The organism is Flavobacterium sp. NPDC079362 (assembly GCF_050267765.1).
Classification (GTDB): domain Bacteria; phylum Bacteroidota; class Bacteroidia; order Flavobacteriales; family Flavobacteriaceae; genus Flavobacterium; species Flavobacterium azizsancarii.
Genome location: NZ_JBNNFM010000002.1, coordinates 188,066 through 205,756 on the forward strand (window position 1 = coordinate 188,066; position 17,691 = coordinate 205,756).

General features: G+C 32.9%; 16 protein-coding genes. 2 read left to right on the plus strand and 14 right to left on the minus strand.

Translation table 11 applies throughout. The features are described 5' to 3' along the window. Positions 1–147: 147 nt before the first annotated feature. Complete coding sequence (locus tag ACQKCJ_RS03060; protein ID WP_427401335.1) at positions 148–1,803, minus strand: M1 family metallopeptidase; 1,656 nt, start codon at positions 1,801–1,803, stop codon at positions 148–150. 180 nt (positions 1,804–1,983) lie between these two features. Between ACQKCJ_RS03060 and ACQKCJ_RS03065 the strand changes: the two genes are divergently transcribed. Then, entirely contained in the window at positions 1,984–2,682 is a 699-nt protein-coding gene (locus ACQKCJ_RS03065; RefSeq protein ID WP_427401336.1) for a carbohydrate-binding family 9-like protein, read from the plus strand. A 165-nt stretch (positions 2,683–2,847) separates the two neighbouring features. Here the strand turns inward: ACQKCJ_RS03065 and ACQKCJ_RS03070 are convergent, their stop codons facing one another. The 12 genes from ACQKCJ_RS03070 to ACQKCJ_RS03125 form a co-directional block, all read right to left on the minus strand. Further along, a complete protein-coding gene (locus ACQKCJ_RS03070; protein WP_271337544.1) occupies positions 2,848–3,432 on the minus strand; it encodes a hypothetical protein in 585 nt (194 codons plus the stop codon). A 129-nt stretch (positions 3,433–3,561) separates the two neighbouring features. Further along, the gene (gene hisIE, locus ACQKCJ_RS03075; protein WP_271337545.1) at positions 3,562–4,158 is read right to left on the minus strand and encodes a bifunctional phosphoribosyl-AMP cyclohydrolase/phosphoribosyl-ATP diphosphatase HisIE; all 597 of its coding nucleotides are present in this window, start codon (positions 4,156–4,158) and stop codon (positions 3,562–3,564) included. Positions 4,159–4,247: 89 nt separating this feature from the next. Next, positions 4,248–5,003, minus strand: a complete 756-nt coding sequence (gene hisF / locus ACQKCJ_RS03080; protein ID WP_271337546.1) for an imidazole glycerol phosphate synthase subunit HisF — start codon at positions 5,001–5,003, stop codon at positions 4,248–4,250. An 87-nt stretch (positions 5,004–5,090) separates the two neighbouring features. Further along, positions 5,091–5,402: an NIPSNAP family protein gene (locus tag ACQKCJ_RS03085; RefSeq protein ID WP_271337547.1), complete on the minus strand. Its 312-nt coding sequence runs from the start codon at positions 5,400–5,402 to the stop codon at positions 5,091–5,093. A gap of 72 nt (positions 5,403–5,474) precedes the next feature. After that, positions 5,475–6,200, minus strand: a complete 726-nt coding sequence (gene hisA, locus ACQKCJ_RS03090; RefSeq protein WP_271337548.1) for a 1-(5-phosphoribosyl)-5-[(5-phosphoribosylamino)methylideneamino]imidazole-4-carboxamide isomerase — start codon at positions 6,198–6,200, stop codon at positions 5,475–5,477. A 99-nt stretch (positions 6,201–6,299) separates the two neighbouring features. Further along, positions 6,300–6,893 (minus strand): imidazole glycerol phosphate synthase subunit HisH, encoded by a 594-nt coding sequence (gene hisH / locus ACQKCJ_RS03095; protein WP_427401337.1) that lies wholly within the window; start codon positions 6,891–6,893, stop codon positions 6,300–6,302. A 92-nt stretch (positions 6,894–6,985) separates the two neighbouring features. Beyond that, positions 6,986–8,122 (minus strand): bifunctional histidinol-phosphatase/imidazoleglycerol-phosphate dehydratase HisB, encoded by a 1,137-nt coding sequence (gene hisB, locus ACQKCJ_RS03100; RefSeq protein ID WP_271337550.1) that lies wholly within the window; start codon positions 8,120–8,122, stop codon positions 6,986–6,988. Positions 8,123–8,224: 102 nt separating this feature from the next. Further along, positions 8,225–9,271, minus strand: a complete 1,047-nt coding sequence (gene hisC / locus ACQKCJ_RS03105; protein WP_271337551.1) for a histidinol-phosphate transaminase — start codon at positions 9,269–9,271, stop codon at positions 8,225–8,227. 116 nt (positions 9,272–9,387) lie between these two features. Continuing rightward, positions 9,388–10,680, minus strand: a complete 1,293-nt coding sequence (hisD, locus tag ACQKCJ_RS03110) for a histidinol dehydrogenase (RefSeq protein ID WP_427401338.1) — start codon at positions 10,678–10,680, stop codon at positions 9,388–9,390. Positions 10,681–10,782: 102 nt separating this feature from the next. Further along, on the minus strand, positions 10,783–11,640 hold the full coding sequence (hisG, locus tag ACQKCJ_RS03115; protein WP_271337553.1) for an ATP phosphoribosyltransferase: 858 nt from the start codon (positions 11,638–11,640) through the stop codon (positions 10,783–10,785). Positions 11,641–11,950: 310 nt separating this feature from the next. Further along, positions 11,951–13,351: a sensor histidine kinase gene (locus ACQKCJ_RS03120; protein WP_271337554.1), complete on the minus strand. Its 1,401-nt coding sequence runs from the start codon at positions 13,349–13,351 to the stop codon at positions 11,951–11,953. Beyond that, a complete protein-coding gene (locus tag ACQKCJ_RS03125; protein WP_427401339.1) occupies positions 13,352–14,017 on the minus strand; it encodes a response regulator transcription factor in 666 nt (221 codons plus the stop codon). It abuts the gene before it with no gap. 202 nt (positions 14,018–14,219) lie between these two features. On the opposite strand from ACQKCJ_RS03125, the gene ACQKCJ_RS03130 reads away from it, so the two are divergent. Further along, entirely contained in the window at positions 14,220–16,310 is a 2,091-nt protein-coding gene (locus ACQKCJ_RS03130) for an LTA synthase family protein (RefSeq protein WP_427401340.1), read from the plus strand. A 255-nt stretch (positions 16,311–16,565) separates the two neighbouring features. On the opposite strand, the gene ACQKCJ_RS03135 is transcribed toward ACQKCJ_RS03130, so the two are convergent. Beyond that, complete coding sequence (locus ACQKCJ_RS03135; RefSeq protein WP_271337557.1) at positions 16,566–17,564, minus strand: zinc dependent phospholipase C family protein; 999 nt, start codon at positions 17,562–17,564, stop codon at positions 16,566–16,568. Positions 17,565–17,691 lie beyond the last annotated feature (127 nt).

A 17,691-nucleotide genomic window follows, 5' to 3' on the forward strand; every position in this document is an offset into this window, starting at 1 on the left:
GGCCCTGCCAAAATCCCTTTAAAACCAACAAACCCGACAGGTTTTTAAAACCTGTCGGGTTTACTAGACGCAAAAAAAATCCCAAATCCCTCCCGAAACCTCGGAATTGGAATTTGGAATTTTAAAAAATTGGAATTTATTTAATCTTTATTCTACAATATTAGAACTTGTTACGTAGAAATCTTTATCAACTTCAAGCGTACGTTTCTCGTTTGTTGTTTTCTCTGATTTCCATTCTGTGGTTGGTTTAAGCCATATCTCTTCACCGTTTAATTTTACTTTAACCGGCATATCAAACTTAGCTACACAATTAGTCCAGTGATATCCAAAAGATCCGTTTTTAAAAATATATTCAAAAACCGGAATCTGAGTTGTGTTTAAATACTGTGTAAAAACCCTGTTGAAATTAATTCCAGATTGCGTATTGATATATTCCTGAATTTGTTTACCAGTAACCGTTTGGTGATAAAAAGTGCTGTTTAAACCTCTTAAAATAGATTTCCATTTTGCATCATCGTTAATGACCCGACGAATCATATGCAGCATATTCGCCCCTTTTGGATACATATCTCCAGATCCTTCATTATTGACATCATAATTACCAATAATAGGCTTATCATTATGAATGTTTCTTCTGCACCCAATTACATATTCTGCACCTGCATCTTTTCCGTAATAATATTCAACAAAAAGGCTTTCAGAATAATTCGTAAAACTTTCATGAACCCACATATCTGCAATATCTTTATAGGTAATATTATTAGCAAACCATTCGTGTCCGGATTCGTGAATAATGATAAAATCGAATTTTAATCCCCATCCGGTTCCGCTTAAATCTTTCCCTCGGTATCCCATTTTGTAACCATTCCCGTAAGTCACACTACTTTGGTGTTCCATTCCTAAATAAGGTGCTTCAACCAATTTATAGCTGTCTTCGTAAAACGGATAAGGTCCAAACCAGTTTTCAAAAGCTTTTAGCATTCTTGGAGCATCTTTAAAATGCTCTTTTGCAATTTCCAGATTGTCTCTCAGAACATAATAACTGCAATCTAAATCGCCTTTTTCTCCTTTATATTTCTCTGTAAAATTCACATAATCCCCAATATTTATGTTTACACCATAATTATTAATTGGATTGGCAACATACCAATTGAAGGTTTTAGTACCGTCTTTTTCTTTTTTAACACTTTTCAATCTTCCGTTTGAGACATCAGTTAGATCTCCGGGAACATTTACAGTAATCAACATGTTTTCGACTTCATCATACATATGATCCTTGTTTGGCCACCAAACACTAGCACCCAATCCCTGACATGATGATGCGATAAAATCCTTTCCGTTTTTATCTTTTTTCCATGTAATTCCACCATCCCAAGGCGGATTTACAGCTTCTTTAGGTTTACCTCCAAATGAAATTATAATTTCCTTTGTATCGCCTACTTTTTGAGCAGCCGTTAATTGAATAAAAAAAGCATTTCCGTCCCTTTCGAATTTCAATTCTTTTCCGTCTTGCGTTACTTTATAAATCTGCATAGGTTCCTGCAAATCAATCTGCATTTTGTTATAATCCTTTAGGACCGTATAACGAACAGTGTTTGAACCCGTAATAGTTTTGTCTTTTGGATTTACTTTTACATCTAAATGATAATATTTCAAATCCCACCAGGCTCTTTCTTTTGTAATGCTTCCGCGTAAAGTATCCTGATGTGTAAAAACCGTTTCTGACTTATTCAAAAGTCCCTGGGCATTGGTTGTAAAACCAAACAAAAAGGCGATTAAAGCGCCACCGAAGTATTTTTTCATATGAAGTAAATATTTTCTTTTAACCGAAATAAGAAAGGTATTTCAACCCGCTTAAACTTCAACAAATGTAAACATTCGATTTAAGTTTTAAATGATTTTAGAAATGCTAATCAGAAAAATTATTATTAAAAGTTATTTATTCTTCTGTATTTTAGCAAATCAAATTCATTTATACTATTTATGAAAATTAGTGCAATCACTACTGTTTTATGTTTCATGTGCTCAATAACAAATTATTCGCAAAGCATACCAATTTATAAAACAGCTGAAAAAATAACAATTGATGGAGATTTATCCGATTGGAAAACCCCTTTTCTTGGACCTTTTGTAATTCATGATTCAGGAAAAAAAGGTACTCAGAATACTTTTGTTTCACTTTCGTGGAATGATGAGAACCTGTATATCGCCTATCATTCAACAGATTCTAAAATAATTGGATCAGCTCAGAAAAAAGATTCTCAAATTTTTAGTACCGATGATTTAGTAGAGATTTTTATCGATCCTGACGGAGATGGTCAAAATTATATCGAAATTGGGGTAAATGCTTTTTCATCTAACTATGATTTATTGCTTAAATGTATTTCGCCGGATTGTGGTGGCTGGAACACTTCTATGGCTTTTGATATCGCAGGCCTTGAAGCAAAAAGTAAAATAACGCCCGAAGGTTTTGATACTGAAATTAAGATTCCGTTTTCGAGTTTAGAAACTATTAAAAACGGCAATTTCAATAAACCGAAAGCCGGAACAAAATGGAGGGGAAATACTTTTAGAATTGATTACGGTAATACAACCGAATATCTTGCATTACAATATTATAAGAGCTTAAAATATGGTTTTCACCAACCGGAAGAATTTGCTGTTTTCGAGTTTCTGGAATAGCGATAAGATGGTACGCGGATGACACGGATTCGCTAAAGCGAAAACGCAGATTAACGCGGATTTTTTCTTTTTTTTTATCCGCAATCTTGTCATCCCAAGGAACGAGGGATCTCCACAAGAAACTTAATTCTGATTGCTTTAAATTTTAAAAAGCTACGATGCAAGTTACTTAACGGTGTAATATTGCATTTCATTATCAACTAAATATTTAAAAAACTTATTATCTTCCTTCATTTTATAAATTTCAAAGATAGATTTGTTTGATTGAAAATATACATTTTGCAAAAATCTATCATTTAAATTCCCATAAGCCTGATAGGTTTCAAGAAACATTTTTATGCCTTTTTTTATTACAGTTCCGTTTGGAAATCGTTCTAACCTGTACATTGATGGAGAAGGCGAATTATCTTTTTCAAGAAATAATTCTCCCGTACTTTCATTTATGGGATAATAAACACTTTTAGAGGTCTTTTCTAAAAAAAGAAGTAACTTTTGTCCTTTTTTCAAATCGCTAACCCGACCGTCACACATCCATTCTTTCCAGATTGTAACATTAATTTTTGAATCAGATTTTCCTTTAATAAATTGACTTATTGTAAATTCATACCTATCCTTTGAAACATTCGAAATTGTACCGTCAACAATTAAATCTGCTTTAGAAATAACTATCGAATATGATAAAATATTTTTCTTAAAATCGAAATTTAAAGTTGGACTTAGAAATAAAAATAGACAAACAAACAATTTCATAAATGCATTATTTTTTAGCGCGATACCATTTTTGTGAGACTGAGGGAAGTCGAAGTTCCGTTTACTAAATCACTTTGCGGAACTTCGAGTTCCCTCAGTCTGACAATTGAGCCGAAAATTAATTCTTATTTATTTCTGACGTTTCTTCAAAACATCTACAACATCATTCAGCTGAAAACCTTTTGCTTGCAATAAAATCAAATAATGAAACAACAAATCAGCGCTTTCGCTTAAGAACAAATCATCATTATCATCTTTGGCTTCGATCACAACTTCAACAGCTTCTTCACCAACCTTTTGAGCAATTTTATTGATCCCTTTTTCAAATAATGAAGCAACATAACTCTTCTCAGAATCGGCATTTTCTCTTCTGATTTTGATTGTATTTTCAAGATTTGAAAGAAAACCATAGCTTTCTTTATTTCCTTCCTGCCAACAAGTATCTGCTCCTGTGTGACATGTAGGTCCTTCTGGTTTTGCCTGAATTAAAAGTGTGTCGCCATCGCAATCATTTTTAATGCTTACAAGATTTAAAAAGTTCCCACTCTCCTCGCCTTTTGTCCAAAGCCTTTGTTTTGAGCGGCTAAAAAAAGTTACTTTTTGTGTTTCTACTGTTTTTTGCAGTGATTCTTCGTTCATATATCCCAGCATCAGAACATTTTTAGTTTCTGAATCCTGAATAATTGCCGGAATCAATCCGTGTGAGCTTTTTATATTGATGTCCATATTATTTTAGATTTTTTGACTTCAGATTTTAGATTTTCCGAAATCTTTAATTTATAGATTAAATCTTGTTTTTTTTCTTGACTCAGTTTTTATAGTCTAACTTCGATACCATTATTTCTCAATTCCTGTTTCAAAGCTTTAATCTCAATTTCCTTAAAGTGAAAAACACTGGCCGCCAAAGCAGCATCTGCTTTTCCTACTTTAAATGAATCTACAAAATGCTGAATATTTCCAGCTCCTCCGGAAGCAATAATCGGAATATTAATCAATTCTGACAATTTAGCTAAAGCTTCATTGGCAAAACCATTTTTTGTCCCATCGTTATCCATTGATGTAAATAGAATTTCTCCTGCTCCGCGCTCTGCCACTTCTACAGCCCAATCAAATAAATTCAGTTCTGTTGGAACTTTGCCACCAACCAAATGTACAATCCATTGTCCGTTAATTTGTTTAGCGTCAATAGCAACCACAACGCATTGACTTCCGAACCTCTGAGCCAAATCATTGATTAATTGCGGATTTTTTACTGCCGATGAATTGATCGAAACTTTATCAGCACCATTATTCAAGAGAATTTCAACATCTTCAACAGACGAAATTCCGCCGCCAACAGTAAATGGAATGTTAATTTTTCCCGCAACACTTCGCACCATATTTACTAACGTTTTGCGACGTTCTTCGGTAGCTGAAATATCAAGAAAAACCAATTCGTCAGCTCCTTCAGCCGAGTAAATTTCTGCCAGTTCAACAGGATCTCCCGCATCGCGTAAGTCCACAAAATTAACGCCTTTTACGGTTCTTCCGTTTTTTATATCCAAACATGGAATGATTCTTTTTGCTAACATTTCTTTTAATGTGTCAATTTGAGAATTTGAGAATTAGCTAATTTTTCACACAATACGTAGAATTATCTAATTTTCTCATTATCTAATTTATTTAAATACAGGACTTAAAAACGTTCTCTCATAACTTACGATACATCTTGTATCTTCGGCAATTTTAAAAGCTTCTAAACATTCCTGATCGTCCTTTGAAAACATTTGTTTTCTATAATCTTCATAAGCTGTTAAACTTGGAAAAGAAAACAATGCATATGCAATATTATTAGCTCCTTCCGAAGGCATAAAATAGCCATGATGCTGTCCTCCTAATCGATTTACGATTTTAATCCACCTTTTACCATACTCTTCAAACGCCTCTAATTGATAAGGATCTATAATATATTTTAAATGACAAGTTATCATATTTTTAATGAGTTATTTGGAATTTGATAATTAGCTATTTTTTTACACAACAAGTAAAATTATCTAATTATCTCATTTTCTAATTATATAGTTTTCCAGTTGTTTTAAAGTAATTCTTCCTTCGTAAATCGCTTTTCCAATAATTGTTCCTTCACAGCCCAAATGCGCCAATTTTGGCAATTCATCAAAAGTTGAAATTCCCCCGGAAGCGATTAACTTTACACCATGAGCTTCTTTCAAAATTTTAGCATACAAATCAAAACTAGGGCCTTCAAGCATTCCGTCTTTTGCAATATCAGTACAAATAACATACTGAATTCCTTTAGTTTGATATTCCTGAATAAACGGCACCAAATCTTCATCTGAGTCTTCTAGCCAACCTGAAATTGCAACTTTTTCCTCTTTTGCATCAGCACCCAGGATAATCTTTTCGGAACCATACTCTGCAATCCATTTTTCGAAAATTGCTCTGTTTTTTACAGCAATACTTCCGCCTGTAATCTGGCTTGCACCGCTTTCAAAAGCTATCTTCAAATCTTCATCTGATTTTAAACCGCCACCAAAATCAATTTGCAAGCTCGTTTGTGTGGCAATCTGTTCCAGGATTTTATAATTGACAATTTTGCTCGATTTTGCTCCGTCTAAATCTACTAAATGTAAATATTCTATTCCGTGTGCTTCAAATGATTTCGCCACTTCAAGCGGATTTTCGTTGTAAATTATTTTAGTATCATAATCGCCTTTTGACAAACGAACACATTTTCCGTCGATGATATCTATAGCTGGTATTATTCTCATTTTTTGATATTTTAGATTTTAGAGTTCCGATTATTAAAAAACGATTTCTCTAAATTGACATTTTGATTGATATTGATTTTACAATTGGAATTTGGAATTTTAAAAATTGGAGTTTAATTTAAGAAAGTTCTCAAGAATTTTCTCCCCAACAGCGCCGCTTTTCTCAGGATGAAACTGAGTTCCGTAAAAATTATCTTTTTGCAAAGCCGATGCATATTCTAATTCATAATTCGTTGTTGCAATGCTCTCAGTGCAATTAGGAGCGTAAAAACTATGCACTAAATACATAAATTCATTCTCAGAAATTCCTTTAAACAAATCTGATTTTAAATCGTAAATCTGATTCCATCCCATTTGTGGCACTTTTACTTTTGAGGTAAATTTAATCACATCTACATCAAAAATACCTAAACCTTTAGTATTTCCTTCTTCAGATGAATTACACATCAATTGCATTCCGAGGCAAATTCCTAAAACAGGTTGTTTCAAAGCTGGTATCAGGCTATCCAAACCGCTTTCTTTTAGCTTTTTCATCGCAGAGCTTGCTTCCCCTACTCCCGGAAAAATAACTTTATCTGCAGCTTGTATTTCTTCGGGATCATTACTCAAAACAGCTTTAAAACCAAGTCTTTCAATGGCAAACATAATGCTCTGAATATTTCCTGCCCCGTAATTTATAATTACTATTTTCATTTTTTTTGTTTCAGGTTTCAAGTTTCAGGTTTCAGGTTTCACGTTGCTCTGCAGAACTTGAAACCTGAAATTTGAAACAATTTTTAACGATCTTAAAGCATTCCTTTCGTCGAAGGCAAAATCATTTTTTCTGTATCTCTTTTCACCGCTACTTTTATGGCTTTTGCAAAAGCTTTAAAAATTGCTTCAATTTTGTGGTGTTCGTTTATTCCTTCTGCCTTAATGTTGATGTTGGCTTTTGCACCATCAGAGAAGGATTTAAAGAAATGATAAAACATTTCTGTTGGCATTTTACCCACCATTTCACGCTTAAATTCGGTTTCCCAAACTAACCAGTTTCTTCCGCCAAAATCAATTGCTACCTGCGCCAGACAATCATCCATAGGCAAACAGAAACCATAACGCTCAATTCCTAATTTATTTCCTAACGCTTTTGCAAAAACTTCTCCCAAAGCAATTGCCGTATCTTCAATCGTGTGATGTTCATCAACTTCAAGATCGCCTTTTACCAGAATTTCTAAATCCATTTGACCATGACGTGCAATTTGGTCCAACATATGATCAAAAAATGCAATTCCGGTTTCGATTTTACTTTTTCCAGTTCCGTCCAGATTTAAATCGATGAAGATATCAGTCTCATTTGTTTTGCGCGTAATCGAAGCCGAACGTGCCTCTAATTTCAAAAACTCATAAATTTCTTTCCAACTCATCGTTTGAAGAATAATTGTTTCACCTAATTCTTCACGTTTCGACGAGATTTCATTGCTTCCTATTCCGTCATTATCATTGATAAAAATTGCTTTTGCACCTAAGTTTTTAGCCAGTTCAATGTCTGTCAGACGATCTCCCAAAACAAATGAATTAACCAAATCATACTCGGGATTATCAATGTATTTAGTTAACATTCCGGTTCTTGGCTTGCGCGTTGGTGCATTATCTTCCGGAAAAGACCTGTCGATAAAAATATCATCAAATAAAACACCTTCATTTTCAAAGGCTCTCAAAATAAAATTCTGCGTTGGCCAAAACGTATCTTCCGGAAAGCTATCTGTGCCCAAGCCATCCTGATTGGTTACCATCGCCAATTCGTAATCTAATTCACTGGCAATTTTAGCCAAATATTGAAATGCTTTTGGATAAAATTCTACTTTCTCCAAAGCATCTAATTGATAATTTTCAGGTTCTAAAACAATCGTTCCATCACGATCGATAAAAAGTACTTTTTTCATATATTTTATTTTTTGAGAGTAAAGAGTAAAGAGAATAGAGTAAAGAGAATAGATTTTTCATCCTACTACTAAAGTTCTTATATTTCTTCTATATTCTTTCTTCTATTTCAACAACTTCAATTCCTTAATCAAAACTGCATTTTCCTCTGGAATTCCAATTGTAAAACGCAGGCAATTTTCGCATAATGGCTGAGTTGTTCTGTTACGAATTACAATTCCTTCTGCTATTAATTGATCGTATCTTTTGTTTGCGTCATCGACCTTTACAAGTACAAAATTTGCTTCTGTAGGATATACTTTCTCAACGAAGCTTACTTCAAGTAAAACTTTAAGTAATTCTTCCCTTTGCTCAATAATCGAAGCTATTTCCTGTTTTATTTTGTCTGAATCATTCAAACGAAGTGTTGCTCTTTGTTGCGTTAATTCGTTTACATTATAGGGAGGTTTAATTTTGTTCAAAACTGAAATCACAGCATCCGAACCATAACAGATTCCTAAACGAATTCCTGCCAGACCATATGCTTTTGAAAGTGTCTGCGTGATTACCAAATTTGGATATTCATCAATTTCTGTCAACCAGCTTTCCTTGTCTGAAAAGTCAATATAAGCTTCGTCAATCACTACCAGACCCTTAAAGTTTTGAAGTAACTTCACTACACTTTCGTCTGAAAAAGAATTTCCGGTTGGATTATTTGGCGAGCATAAAAAGATGATTTTTGTATTCTCGTCGACGGTATCCAAAATCTTTTCTACCTGTGGCTGAAAATCTGTCGAAAGTAAAACTTCTCTATTTTCGACCGCATTAATATTTGCCAAAACACTGTACATTCCGTAAGTTGGTGGCAGCGAAATAATATTATCAAATTTTGGCTCACAGAACGCTCTGAAAAGTAAATCCAAAACTTCATCACTTCCATTTCCTAATAAAATCTGACTTGGTTTTACGCTATTATTCTTCGCCAAAATCGCTTTAACCGAAGCCTGTTGCGGATCCGGATAACGATTTACTCCATTTTGAAAAGGGTTTTCATTAGCATCCAAAAAAATCATTTGAGCCGTATCAAAATCTTCAAACTCATCACGAGCCGAAGAATACGGTTTTAATGTTTTTACGTTTTCCCGGATTATGTTATTTATATCGAATTTCATTATCTTAATTTTTAGAAGAGTATAGATTATAGAAAATAGAGCATAGACTTAACCTTAATTAGAAAGATTTTTACCGTTTTTCTACAATCTATATTCTTTTCTCTATTCTCTTTATTCTATTTTCTTTTCTCTAAACTAGCCAATCTCAAAGTCACAGCATTTTTATGTGCTTGCAAACCTTCGGCATCAGCCATAATTTCAATCGCTTTTCCTATATTCTGAATTCCTTTTTCAGATATTTTCTGAAATGTCATTGATTTCAAAAAACTATCCAGATTTACTCCGCTGTAATTCTTTGCATAACCATTTGTTGGCAAAGTATGATTGGTTCCTGAAGCATAATCCCCGGCACTTTCCGGAGTATAATTTCCAATAAAAACCGAACCTGCGTTCAAAACCCCATTACAATAAAAATCATCAAATTCAGAACAAACGATAAAGTGCTCCGGTCCGTATTCGTTGATTAAATCCAGAGCGATCTGATCATTTTTAACATAAATCAATTTTGAATTTTCGATCGCTTTTTTAGCAATATCTTTTCTTGGCAGTTCTTCAATTTGTCTTTGAACTTCTTTTTCTACAGCATTAATTAACTTTTTAGAAGTCGAAACCAGAATGACCTGACTGTCTGTTCCGTGTTCTGCCTGCGACAATAAATCTGAAGCTACAAATGCGGGAACAGCAGTATCATCTGCCACAACCAACAATTCTGAAGGTCCGGCCGGCATATCTATTGCAACTCCAAATTGCGTTGCTAATTGTTTTGCAACAGTTACAAATTGGTTTCCGGGTCCGAAAATTTTATATACTTTCGGGATCGATTTTGTTCCAAATGTCATTCCTGCAATAGCCTGAATCCCTCCTACTTTTAAGATCTTTGTAACGCCACATAAATTAGCAGCATATAAAATAGCGGGATTTATTTTTCCGGTTTTATCCGGTGGTGAACACAAAACGATTTCTTTGCAACCTGCAATTTCGGCAGGAACTGCTAACATTAAAACTGTTGAGAATAAAGGTGCAGTTCCTCCTGGAATATACAACCCAATTTTTTGAATAGGTCTTTTTTCCTGCCAGCAATTTACTCCTTCAATGGTTTCAATCGAAATTTTATCGGTTTTTTGAGCAGTATGAAACTTTAAAATATTTGCTTTTGCTAATTGAATAGCGTCTTTTAATTCTGTAGAAATTGAATTAACAGCTTCCTGAATCTCTTCTCCCGAAACTTCATAGTTTTCTAAAGCGATTCCGTCAAAGATCGAAGTATATTTTGCAACAGCTTCATCTCCTTTTTTCTGTACTTCTTTAAAAATTTCTTTAACCGTAACTTCGATATCATCGATAGTTTTGGTTGGTCTTTTTAGTATTTCTGACCAGGTATCTGGTTTTGGATTGTCTATTTTATTCATTGTTTTCTGCTTTATGCTATAAGCTGTAGGCTTTAAGCTTTTTAACTTTGTGTTTTTCCTGGCGTAAAGCATAGCGCTTATAGCCTAAAGCGAGCGAAGCTCTTAAAGAACCATTTTCTCAATTGGACAAACTAAAATTCCTTCGGCTCCGGCTTCTTTTAGTTTATCAATTACATCCCAAAAAGTATCTTTGTCAATTACGGAGTGTACACTGCTCCAACCTTCCTGAGCCAATGGCAAAACTGTTAAGCTGCGTAAAACCGGCAAAATTTTTCCGATTTGATCAATTTTAGCGTTTGGAACATTCATCAAAATATATTTTGAATTTCTGGCTCTTAAAACTGATTGTATTCTAAATTTTAAAGTATCAATGTGTTTTTGAATTTCAGGAGAAACTTTTGGGGACACTGCTAAAACAGCTTCACTTTTTAGAATAACTTCAACTTCTCTTAAATTATTCTTGAATAAAGTACTTCCGCTTGAAACAATATCTACAATAGCATCTGCAAGACCAATGTTTGGAGCGATTTCTACAGACCCTGAGATTTGGTGAATATCTACACTTAAGCCAAAAGAATTGAAATATTCGTTAACTGTATTTGGGTAAGACGTCGCGATGCGCAAACCTGCTAAATCCTGAATAGAGTTGTACTCGAAAGTTTTAGGAACTGCAACAGATACTTTGCATTTTGAAAATCCTAATTTCTGAATCACTTCAATGTGTTTTCCTTTTTCTACTAAAAGATTATCTCCTACAATGGCCAGATCTACAACGCCATCAATCAAATATTGTGGAATATCTGAATTTCTTAAGTATAAAACTTCTAAAGGAAAATTTGAAGCTTCTGCTTTTAGCTGATCGTTTCCGTTGTTAATCGAAATACCGCAATCTCTTAGAATTTGAATGCTTTCTTCGTTTAAACGACCTGATTTTTGAATTGCAATTTTTAACGTACTCATTTTTTTAGTTTTTGTTGGATTAATAGTTTGAGTACAAAGAATTGGAATTAAAAAACCCGCTTGATGTACTCAAACGGGTTTTAAAATATGATGATTTACACGCATACCATTAACACATCGCTTGAGGGCAATAATGAAAATGATGATGATGTAATTGAATAGAAATCATGACTTGGTTTATTTTATAATTCTTTGATTCGGTTGCAAATATACTAGTTAATTTCATAAAAAAGCAATTTTTAATTTAACTTAACGATAGTTTATTGTTAGAAAAAAAACTGGGACCCTGTTTTTATTGAATTCTTTAAATTTATAATACGGTTTTCATATTTTCATCAAAACTTAAAACAACAGTAGTTCCTACTTCTATTTCGCTCTCAATTTTAAACTTAATATGCAGCAATTCTGTAATTCTTTTTACAATCGACAAACCTAGTCCGTTTCCTTTTATCTCAGGATGATCTGTTGAATTGGATCTGAAAAAGGGATTAAAGATTGATTCTAAATCCTGTTTTGCGATTCCAATTCCATTGTCTGAAATTTTACAGATTATTTTGTCGTTTTGTTTAGCAAATGAAATTTTGACTTCTCCGTCAGTATTGGTGTATTTAATCGCATTTGAAATAATATTTCTCAAAATCGTAATTACTAAAAAATTATCCGACTGAATATAATAATCTTCTTTTGTATCAAATTTAATCTTTATTCTTTTTGTATTTATCTTCTCCAAATTCAATTGCAAAACATCTAAAATTACTGCGTTTAAGTAAACTGATTCTGTTTTTATATTTTTGCTTTGGTTCTCGAAACGTGCCATTAATAATAGCTGATCTACTAACATATTGAGATGATCGACTTCTTTTATACAATAATTTATTTTCTCTTCATATTCTTTATTATCACGCGGTTTACGAATCAAAACTTCAAGAGTACCTTTGATAACCGTGAGAGGCGTTCTTAATTCATGAGAAGCGTCAGACGTAAATTGTTTTTCACGTTCAATAGCATCTTCAATTCTATTTAAAAGATTATTGATAGTCTTAGAGAGTGTGTACAATTCATCCCGGGTTTTGGGCAGCGGAATCCGTGTTTTCAGATTGTCCTTCGTGATAATCTTCGAAGTATTAATGATGGCATTTATTGGTTTTATGCTTCTGCCAGCAAAAAAGCGGGCAATAAAGAACAGTAATAACAAAATTCCCAAGAAAGACAGGCACATAATATCAAACAAATTATTTAATACCATTTTTGAATCTGCCAAAGACATTGCTACAATTACATAACCTATTTTTTTACCTTTTAGATGAAGTGGAACCTGAATTTGCCTAATAGCATGATCCCCCATTATAGTATCAAATAACTCAAAATCTTTAACTGAATCGTTAAATACGAGTGTTTCCGTTTTTAGATTTGGTGCTTTTTCGATAATTTTCTTATTCACATCAAGAAATTCAACAAATACCGGGTTTACATCTACGGTATTATGTTCGCGTTCTTTCCATTCTTCTTCATCAATAAGAATTACTTTTCCGTCAACTTCTTTGATTTCTTCAAGATGATTTTCAATCTCAACTTTAATTTTTTCATCAATATGACTGTAAACGGTGTGTTTTACAATAGAATAAATAACTGAAAAAACTACTACAATCAACAATCCTGTGGTGATAATATAGTTTAATGCAATTCTATTTTTAAAAGAAAGCTGTATCATTTATATGTCGTTGGCGATATAACCAATACCGCGAATTGTTTTAATGTAATCTTCTTCAATTTTTAAATTGAGTTTTTTTCTTATTGCATTCATAAAAACATCGATAACTCCGGTGTCATATTCAAAATTAATCTCCCAGACATCTTTTAAAATTTGATTTCTGGTACACACTTTTCCTTTATTTTGAATTAAATATTTTAACAATTCAAACTCACGTTGCGTAAGGGCTATTTCTTCATCGTTCTTATAAACAATATGTTTCAACAAATCGATCTTAATAGTTCCCAGAGTTAAAAGTTCTGATTCTTTTTGATTCCTAAAATGAATTTTAATGCGTTCTACCAATTCTTCAAAACTAAATGGCTTTTTGATATAATCGTTTGCTCCTGCTTTTAATCCCACTATAGTTTCCTGAACTGTATCTTTTGCCGTTAGAAAGATTATTGGTGTGGTTTGATCTTTTACCCGAATTGCTTTACATAAATCCAAACCATTAATCTTGGGCAGCATCCAGTCCAGTAAAATCAAATCAAAGTGTTGATTCTGAATCAATTCAAAACCTTTTGATCCATCATTTGCAGTAGTAATCTGGTATCCTTCTTCTTGCAGGCCTTGTTGTAAAAACTGAACAATACCTAACTCGTCTTCAACTATTAGAATGTGCATTAAATTTTGGGATTAAGATTAAAAATTGGAAAATTGGTTTTCAAAGATAAAAATTTTGAAGTCAGAAATGAATTAGATTTGTAAGAATAGAATAAAAATTACTATCTTAAGGCAACATTAAGACAAAGTTAAGTAAGGTTAAAGTATAACTTAATCAGGAACTAATCTATTGGATGTAATTTTGCTAAAAAAAAATAATTAGATGAATATTTACAAGAAACTGTCGCCTTTTTACAATCTTGCTTTATTTTATTTTGCCGTAAGCTTTATATTACGAATAGTTTTATTTTTTCATCCTATAACTCAAAGTTCTTTTACTTTACTTGAAAGTCTGAAAATTTTCGTTTTAGGACTCATTTCTGACTTTTTTGTTTTTACAGTAGCGAGTGTTTTTTTATGGCTTTATCTTATTTTTATATCTAATTCTAAATACAATAAACCTTCAGGATATATAATTTTGGGTGTTTTATTGCTTCTGTTTGTTTATGTTGCTTTCGGTAAAAGTGTAATTACTGAATATGGCGGGGCTTTACCTAATATTGTATTAATTTTTATTGGAATCAAAACGGCTCTTTTTGCGCTTTTACTTTTTCTTCCGCGTTTAAGGGATAAAATCAGATATTGGTTATTTGCTTTCGTAATTTTCCTTTACGTTTTATTAATTCTGCAAAATGGATTAAGTGAATATTTCTTCTGGAATGAATTTGGTGTAAAATACAATTTTATTGCAGTAAACTATTTAATTTATACTAATGAAGTGATCGGGAACATCATGCAATCTTATCCTGTTGTTCCTATATTTTCTGCTTTGTTTTTAATCACTGGAATTTTCACTTATTTTATTTTAAAAAAATCCAGAAACTATATTGATAATATTCCATCTTTAGTTGAAAAAATAAAAATTAGCGGAATCTATATTCTTTTGTTTATTATGTCTTTGATTGCTATACCTCTATTGGCAAAGACAGAAAATTCTAAGAATGTTTTTGTTAATGAATTACAAGCAAATGGATTGTATAAATTTTATTTGGCGTTTCAGAACAATAAACTCGATTATTTCAAATTTTACAAAACGCTTCCGGATAGCGAGGCATTTGAACTCTTAAAGCAGCAATTGCCAACTATTTCGGGGCAAACCACTACTCGAACAATAACTGCTGATTCTGTTGAAAATCATAAAAATGTTGTTTTAATTACAATAGAAAGTTACAGTGCAGAGTTCATGAAAGCATATGGGAATAAACAAAACATAACTCCTTTTCTGGACAGTCTGGCTCAGCAAAGTTTACAATTTACAAATTTATATGCAGCAGGAAACAGAACTGTTCGCGGACTTGAAGCTGTAACTTTGTGCTTACCTCCAACTGCAGGAGAAAGTGTTTTAAAAAGAGAGGACAACAAAAACAAGTTTTCGACAGGAGCAATTTTTAAACAAAAAGGCTATAATGTGAAATTTATGTATGGTGGAGATGCCTTCTTTGATAATATGCAGGATTTTTATTCTGGTAATGGTTATGAGATTGTAGATAAATCAAGCTTTTCTCCTGAAGAAATTGCATTTTCAAACGTTTGGGGAGTTTGTGATGAAGATATGTACAATAAAGCAATTAAGATTATGAATGTTGAGGCAAAACAAAATAAGCCTTTCTTTAATCATATCATGACAGTAAGCAACCACAGGCCTTTTACATATCCTAATAATAAAATTGACATTCCGGGAGATATTAAATCTCGTGATGGCGGTGTAAAATATACTGATTATTCGTTAAAAAAATTCTTCGAGATGGCAAGTAAGCAACCTTGGTTCAAGAATACTGTTTTTGTGATTGTTGCTGATCATTGTGCTTCAAGTGCAGGAAAAACAGAGCTTCCGTTGGATAAATACAGGATTCCTGCTTTTATTTATGATCCAACCGCTAAACCAACACAATACAATCAGTTAATGTCGCAAATTGATTTGATGCCTACGCTTTTTGGATTATTACATTTTAGCTATGAAAGCAAGTTTTTTGGTCAGGATGTACTAAAACCTGATTATAAACCAAGAGCTTTTATTGCAACTTATCAGGATTTAGGTTTAATAAAAGATAATGTTCTAACAGTTTTATCTCCTAAACAGCAGGTAAAGCAATTTGATTTGAAAATTAATACAAAACCAGGTATTGCTCCCGAATATCAAATTGATTATAACGAAATTCCAATGAAAACTGAAAGAACTGATTTGGTTAACGAAACAATTTCTTTTTATCAAACAGCTTCGGACATGTTGAAACATAAGAAATATCAGAAATAAGAGAAAATATAATAGCAAGTGGATGACACTGATTTAAGCCGATTTCCGCTGGATATAGTTCATGGTTGTCATTTCGACCCAAGGGAGAAATCACATAAAGTAGCCCGGCAACAGTGCGTTTTCCCCGCGTGCGATCTCTCCCTTTGGTCGAGATGAAGATTGTCTAAAAAATAAAAAAGTCTCAAATTCAGATGAATTTGAGACTTTTTTATTGCTTAAAATATGTAAACTATTAACTGAGACTGAAAACTTTCTCTAGTCGTTCTGATTCTTCATTCCGAACAAGTCACCTTGCTGAAACAGTTTTAAATCATCTTTTAGAGCCTGGTTGTTTCTTTGTGTAACCGCTGGCGCATCCAGATCGCTTAAATCAGGTTTTCCTGCATTTACCCACGCAGTATACCAGAAACTCGCTGTTGCAGTAATGGCTTTTTTCATTTGATTTTCAACCATTCCATTTAAATCTTTATGCAATTTCTTAGCATATTCATCAGAGAAAACAGCTGAATTGTATTTGCTTTTCAATACTTTTCCGTCTGCATCCATTTTAAAAACTTGATTTTCAGGAGTCGCAGTTCTTAATTTTTTATCAATGTCTAATAACGGCTGAACTAAACTATGTGTATCGTTTATCATGTCCCAGGTTGCTTTATGAACATCTTCATAATAATGTGCCTCAGGAACATTTAATTTGTAATTTTTAGCAAATAATTCAGGAAGTCTGCTTTCCCAAAGAGAGTGAATTCCTTTTTGCTCACTTAATTGCCCGTCATGATTGGCAGAAGTGTGTAATGGCATATGTGCATCTCCTATATAATGACCTAAATCTGCAGCAAGAAATAAAATTTCTGCTCTGTTTTTATCTTTAAAGGCTTTGGTTAGCTTTACCATCATATCTTCTATGTACCAAGGCAATATCCCATTGTCATTCAGAAATTTAGCATCGTATTTTTTCTTTGCTTGCTCCATAGTTTTTGGAATACTGTCTAAAGCACCAAAATTCTCCATGTCAAAATAATGCCTCGGATTTTCATCTTTATAATTTAAAGCATATTTACGAATATCCGGAACAGAAGCTTCTTGTGTAATAAAATCGATGTGATTGTAGAAGAAGATCTGAAGCGGACGTGGCAATGCCATTACTGCAGCTTTATTAATACGCTCATGGCCAACGATTCCCCATGATAATGTCAAAAATCCAATAGCTAATGCAAAAAATGCGATTAACTTTGGTTTCATTCTAAAGTTTTTCATTTGTTTTTTGTTTGAGGTGCAAATTTATTTCATTTAAAGTGAATTCAAAACAATAGTAGATAATATTGTTATAATTTAATTTTACGAACCTTATCGGCAGTAAGTTCATATTAAAAGTTTCTTTGTA

Coding starts and splice junctions, on each gene's coding strand:
- ACQKCJ_RS03060 (WP_427401335.1), bottom strand. CDS start 1,803: ATGAAAAAATACTTCGGTGGCGCTTTAATCGCCTTTTTGTTTGGTTTT.
- ACQKCJ_RS03065 (WP_427401336.1), top strand. CDS start 1,984: ATGAAAATTAGTGCAATCACTACTGTTTTATGTTTCATGTGCTCAATA.
- ACQKCJ_RS03070 (WP_271337544.1), bottom strand. CDS start 3,432: ATGAAATTGTTTGTTTGTCTATTTTTATTTCTAAGTCCAACTTTAAAT.
- hisIE (WP_271337545.1), bottom strand. CDS start 4,158: ATGGACATCAATATAAAAAGCTCACACGGATTGATTCCGGCAATTATT.
- hisF (WP_271337546.1), bottom strand. CDS start 5,003: ATGTTAGCAAAAAGAATCATTCCATGTTTGGATATAAAAAACGGAAGA.
- ACQKCJ_RS03085 (WP_271337547.1), bottom strand. CDS start 5,402: ATGATAACTTGTCATTTAAAATATATTATAGATCCTTATCAATTAGAG.
- hisA (WP_271337548.1), bottom strand. CDS start 6,200: ATGAGAATAATACCAGCTATAGATATCATCGACGGAAAATGTGTTCGT.
- hisH (WP_427401337.1), bottom strand. CDS start 6,893: ATGAAAATAGTAATTATAAATTACGGGGCAGGAAATATTCAGAGCATT.
- hisB (WP_271337550.1), bottom strand. CDS start 8,122: ATGAAAAAAGTACTTTTTATCGATCGTGATGGAACGATTGTTTTAGAA.
- hisC (WP_271337551.1), bottom strand. CDS start 9,271: ATGAAATTCGATATAAATAACATAATCCGGGAAAACGTAAAAACATTA.
- hisD (WP_427401338.1), bottom strand. CDS start 10,680: ATGAATAAAATAGACAATCCAAAACCAGATACCTGGTCAGAAATACTA.
- hisG (WP_271337553.1), bottom strand. CDS start 11,640: ATGAGTACGTTAAAAATTGCAATTCAAAAATCAGGTCGTTTAAACGAA.
- ACQKCJ_RS03120 (WP_271337554.1), bottom strand. CDS start 13,351: ATGATACAGCTTTCTTTTAAAAATAGAATTGCATTAAACTATATTATC.
- ACQKCJ_RS03125 (WP_427401339.1), bottom strand. CDS start 14,017: ATGCACATTCTAATAGTTGAAGACGAGTTAGGTATTGTTCAGTTTTTA.
- ACQKCJ_RS03130 (WP_427401340.1), top strand. CDS start 14,220: ATGAATATTTACAAGAAACTGTCGCCTTTTTACAATCTTGCTTTATTT.
- ACQKCJ_RS03135 (WP_271337557.1), bottom strand. CDS start 17,564: ATGAAAAACTTTAGAATGAAACCAAAGTTAATCGCATTTTTTGCATTA.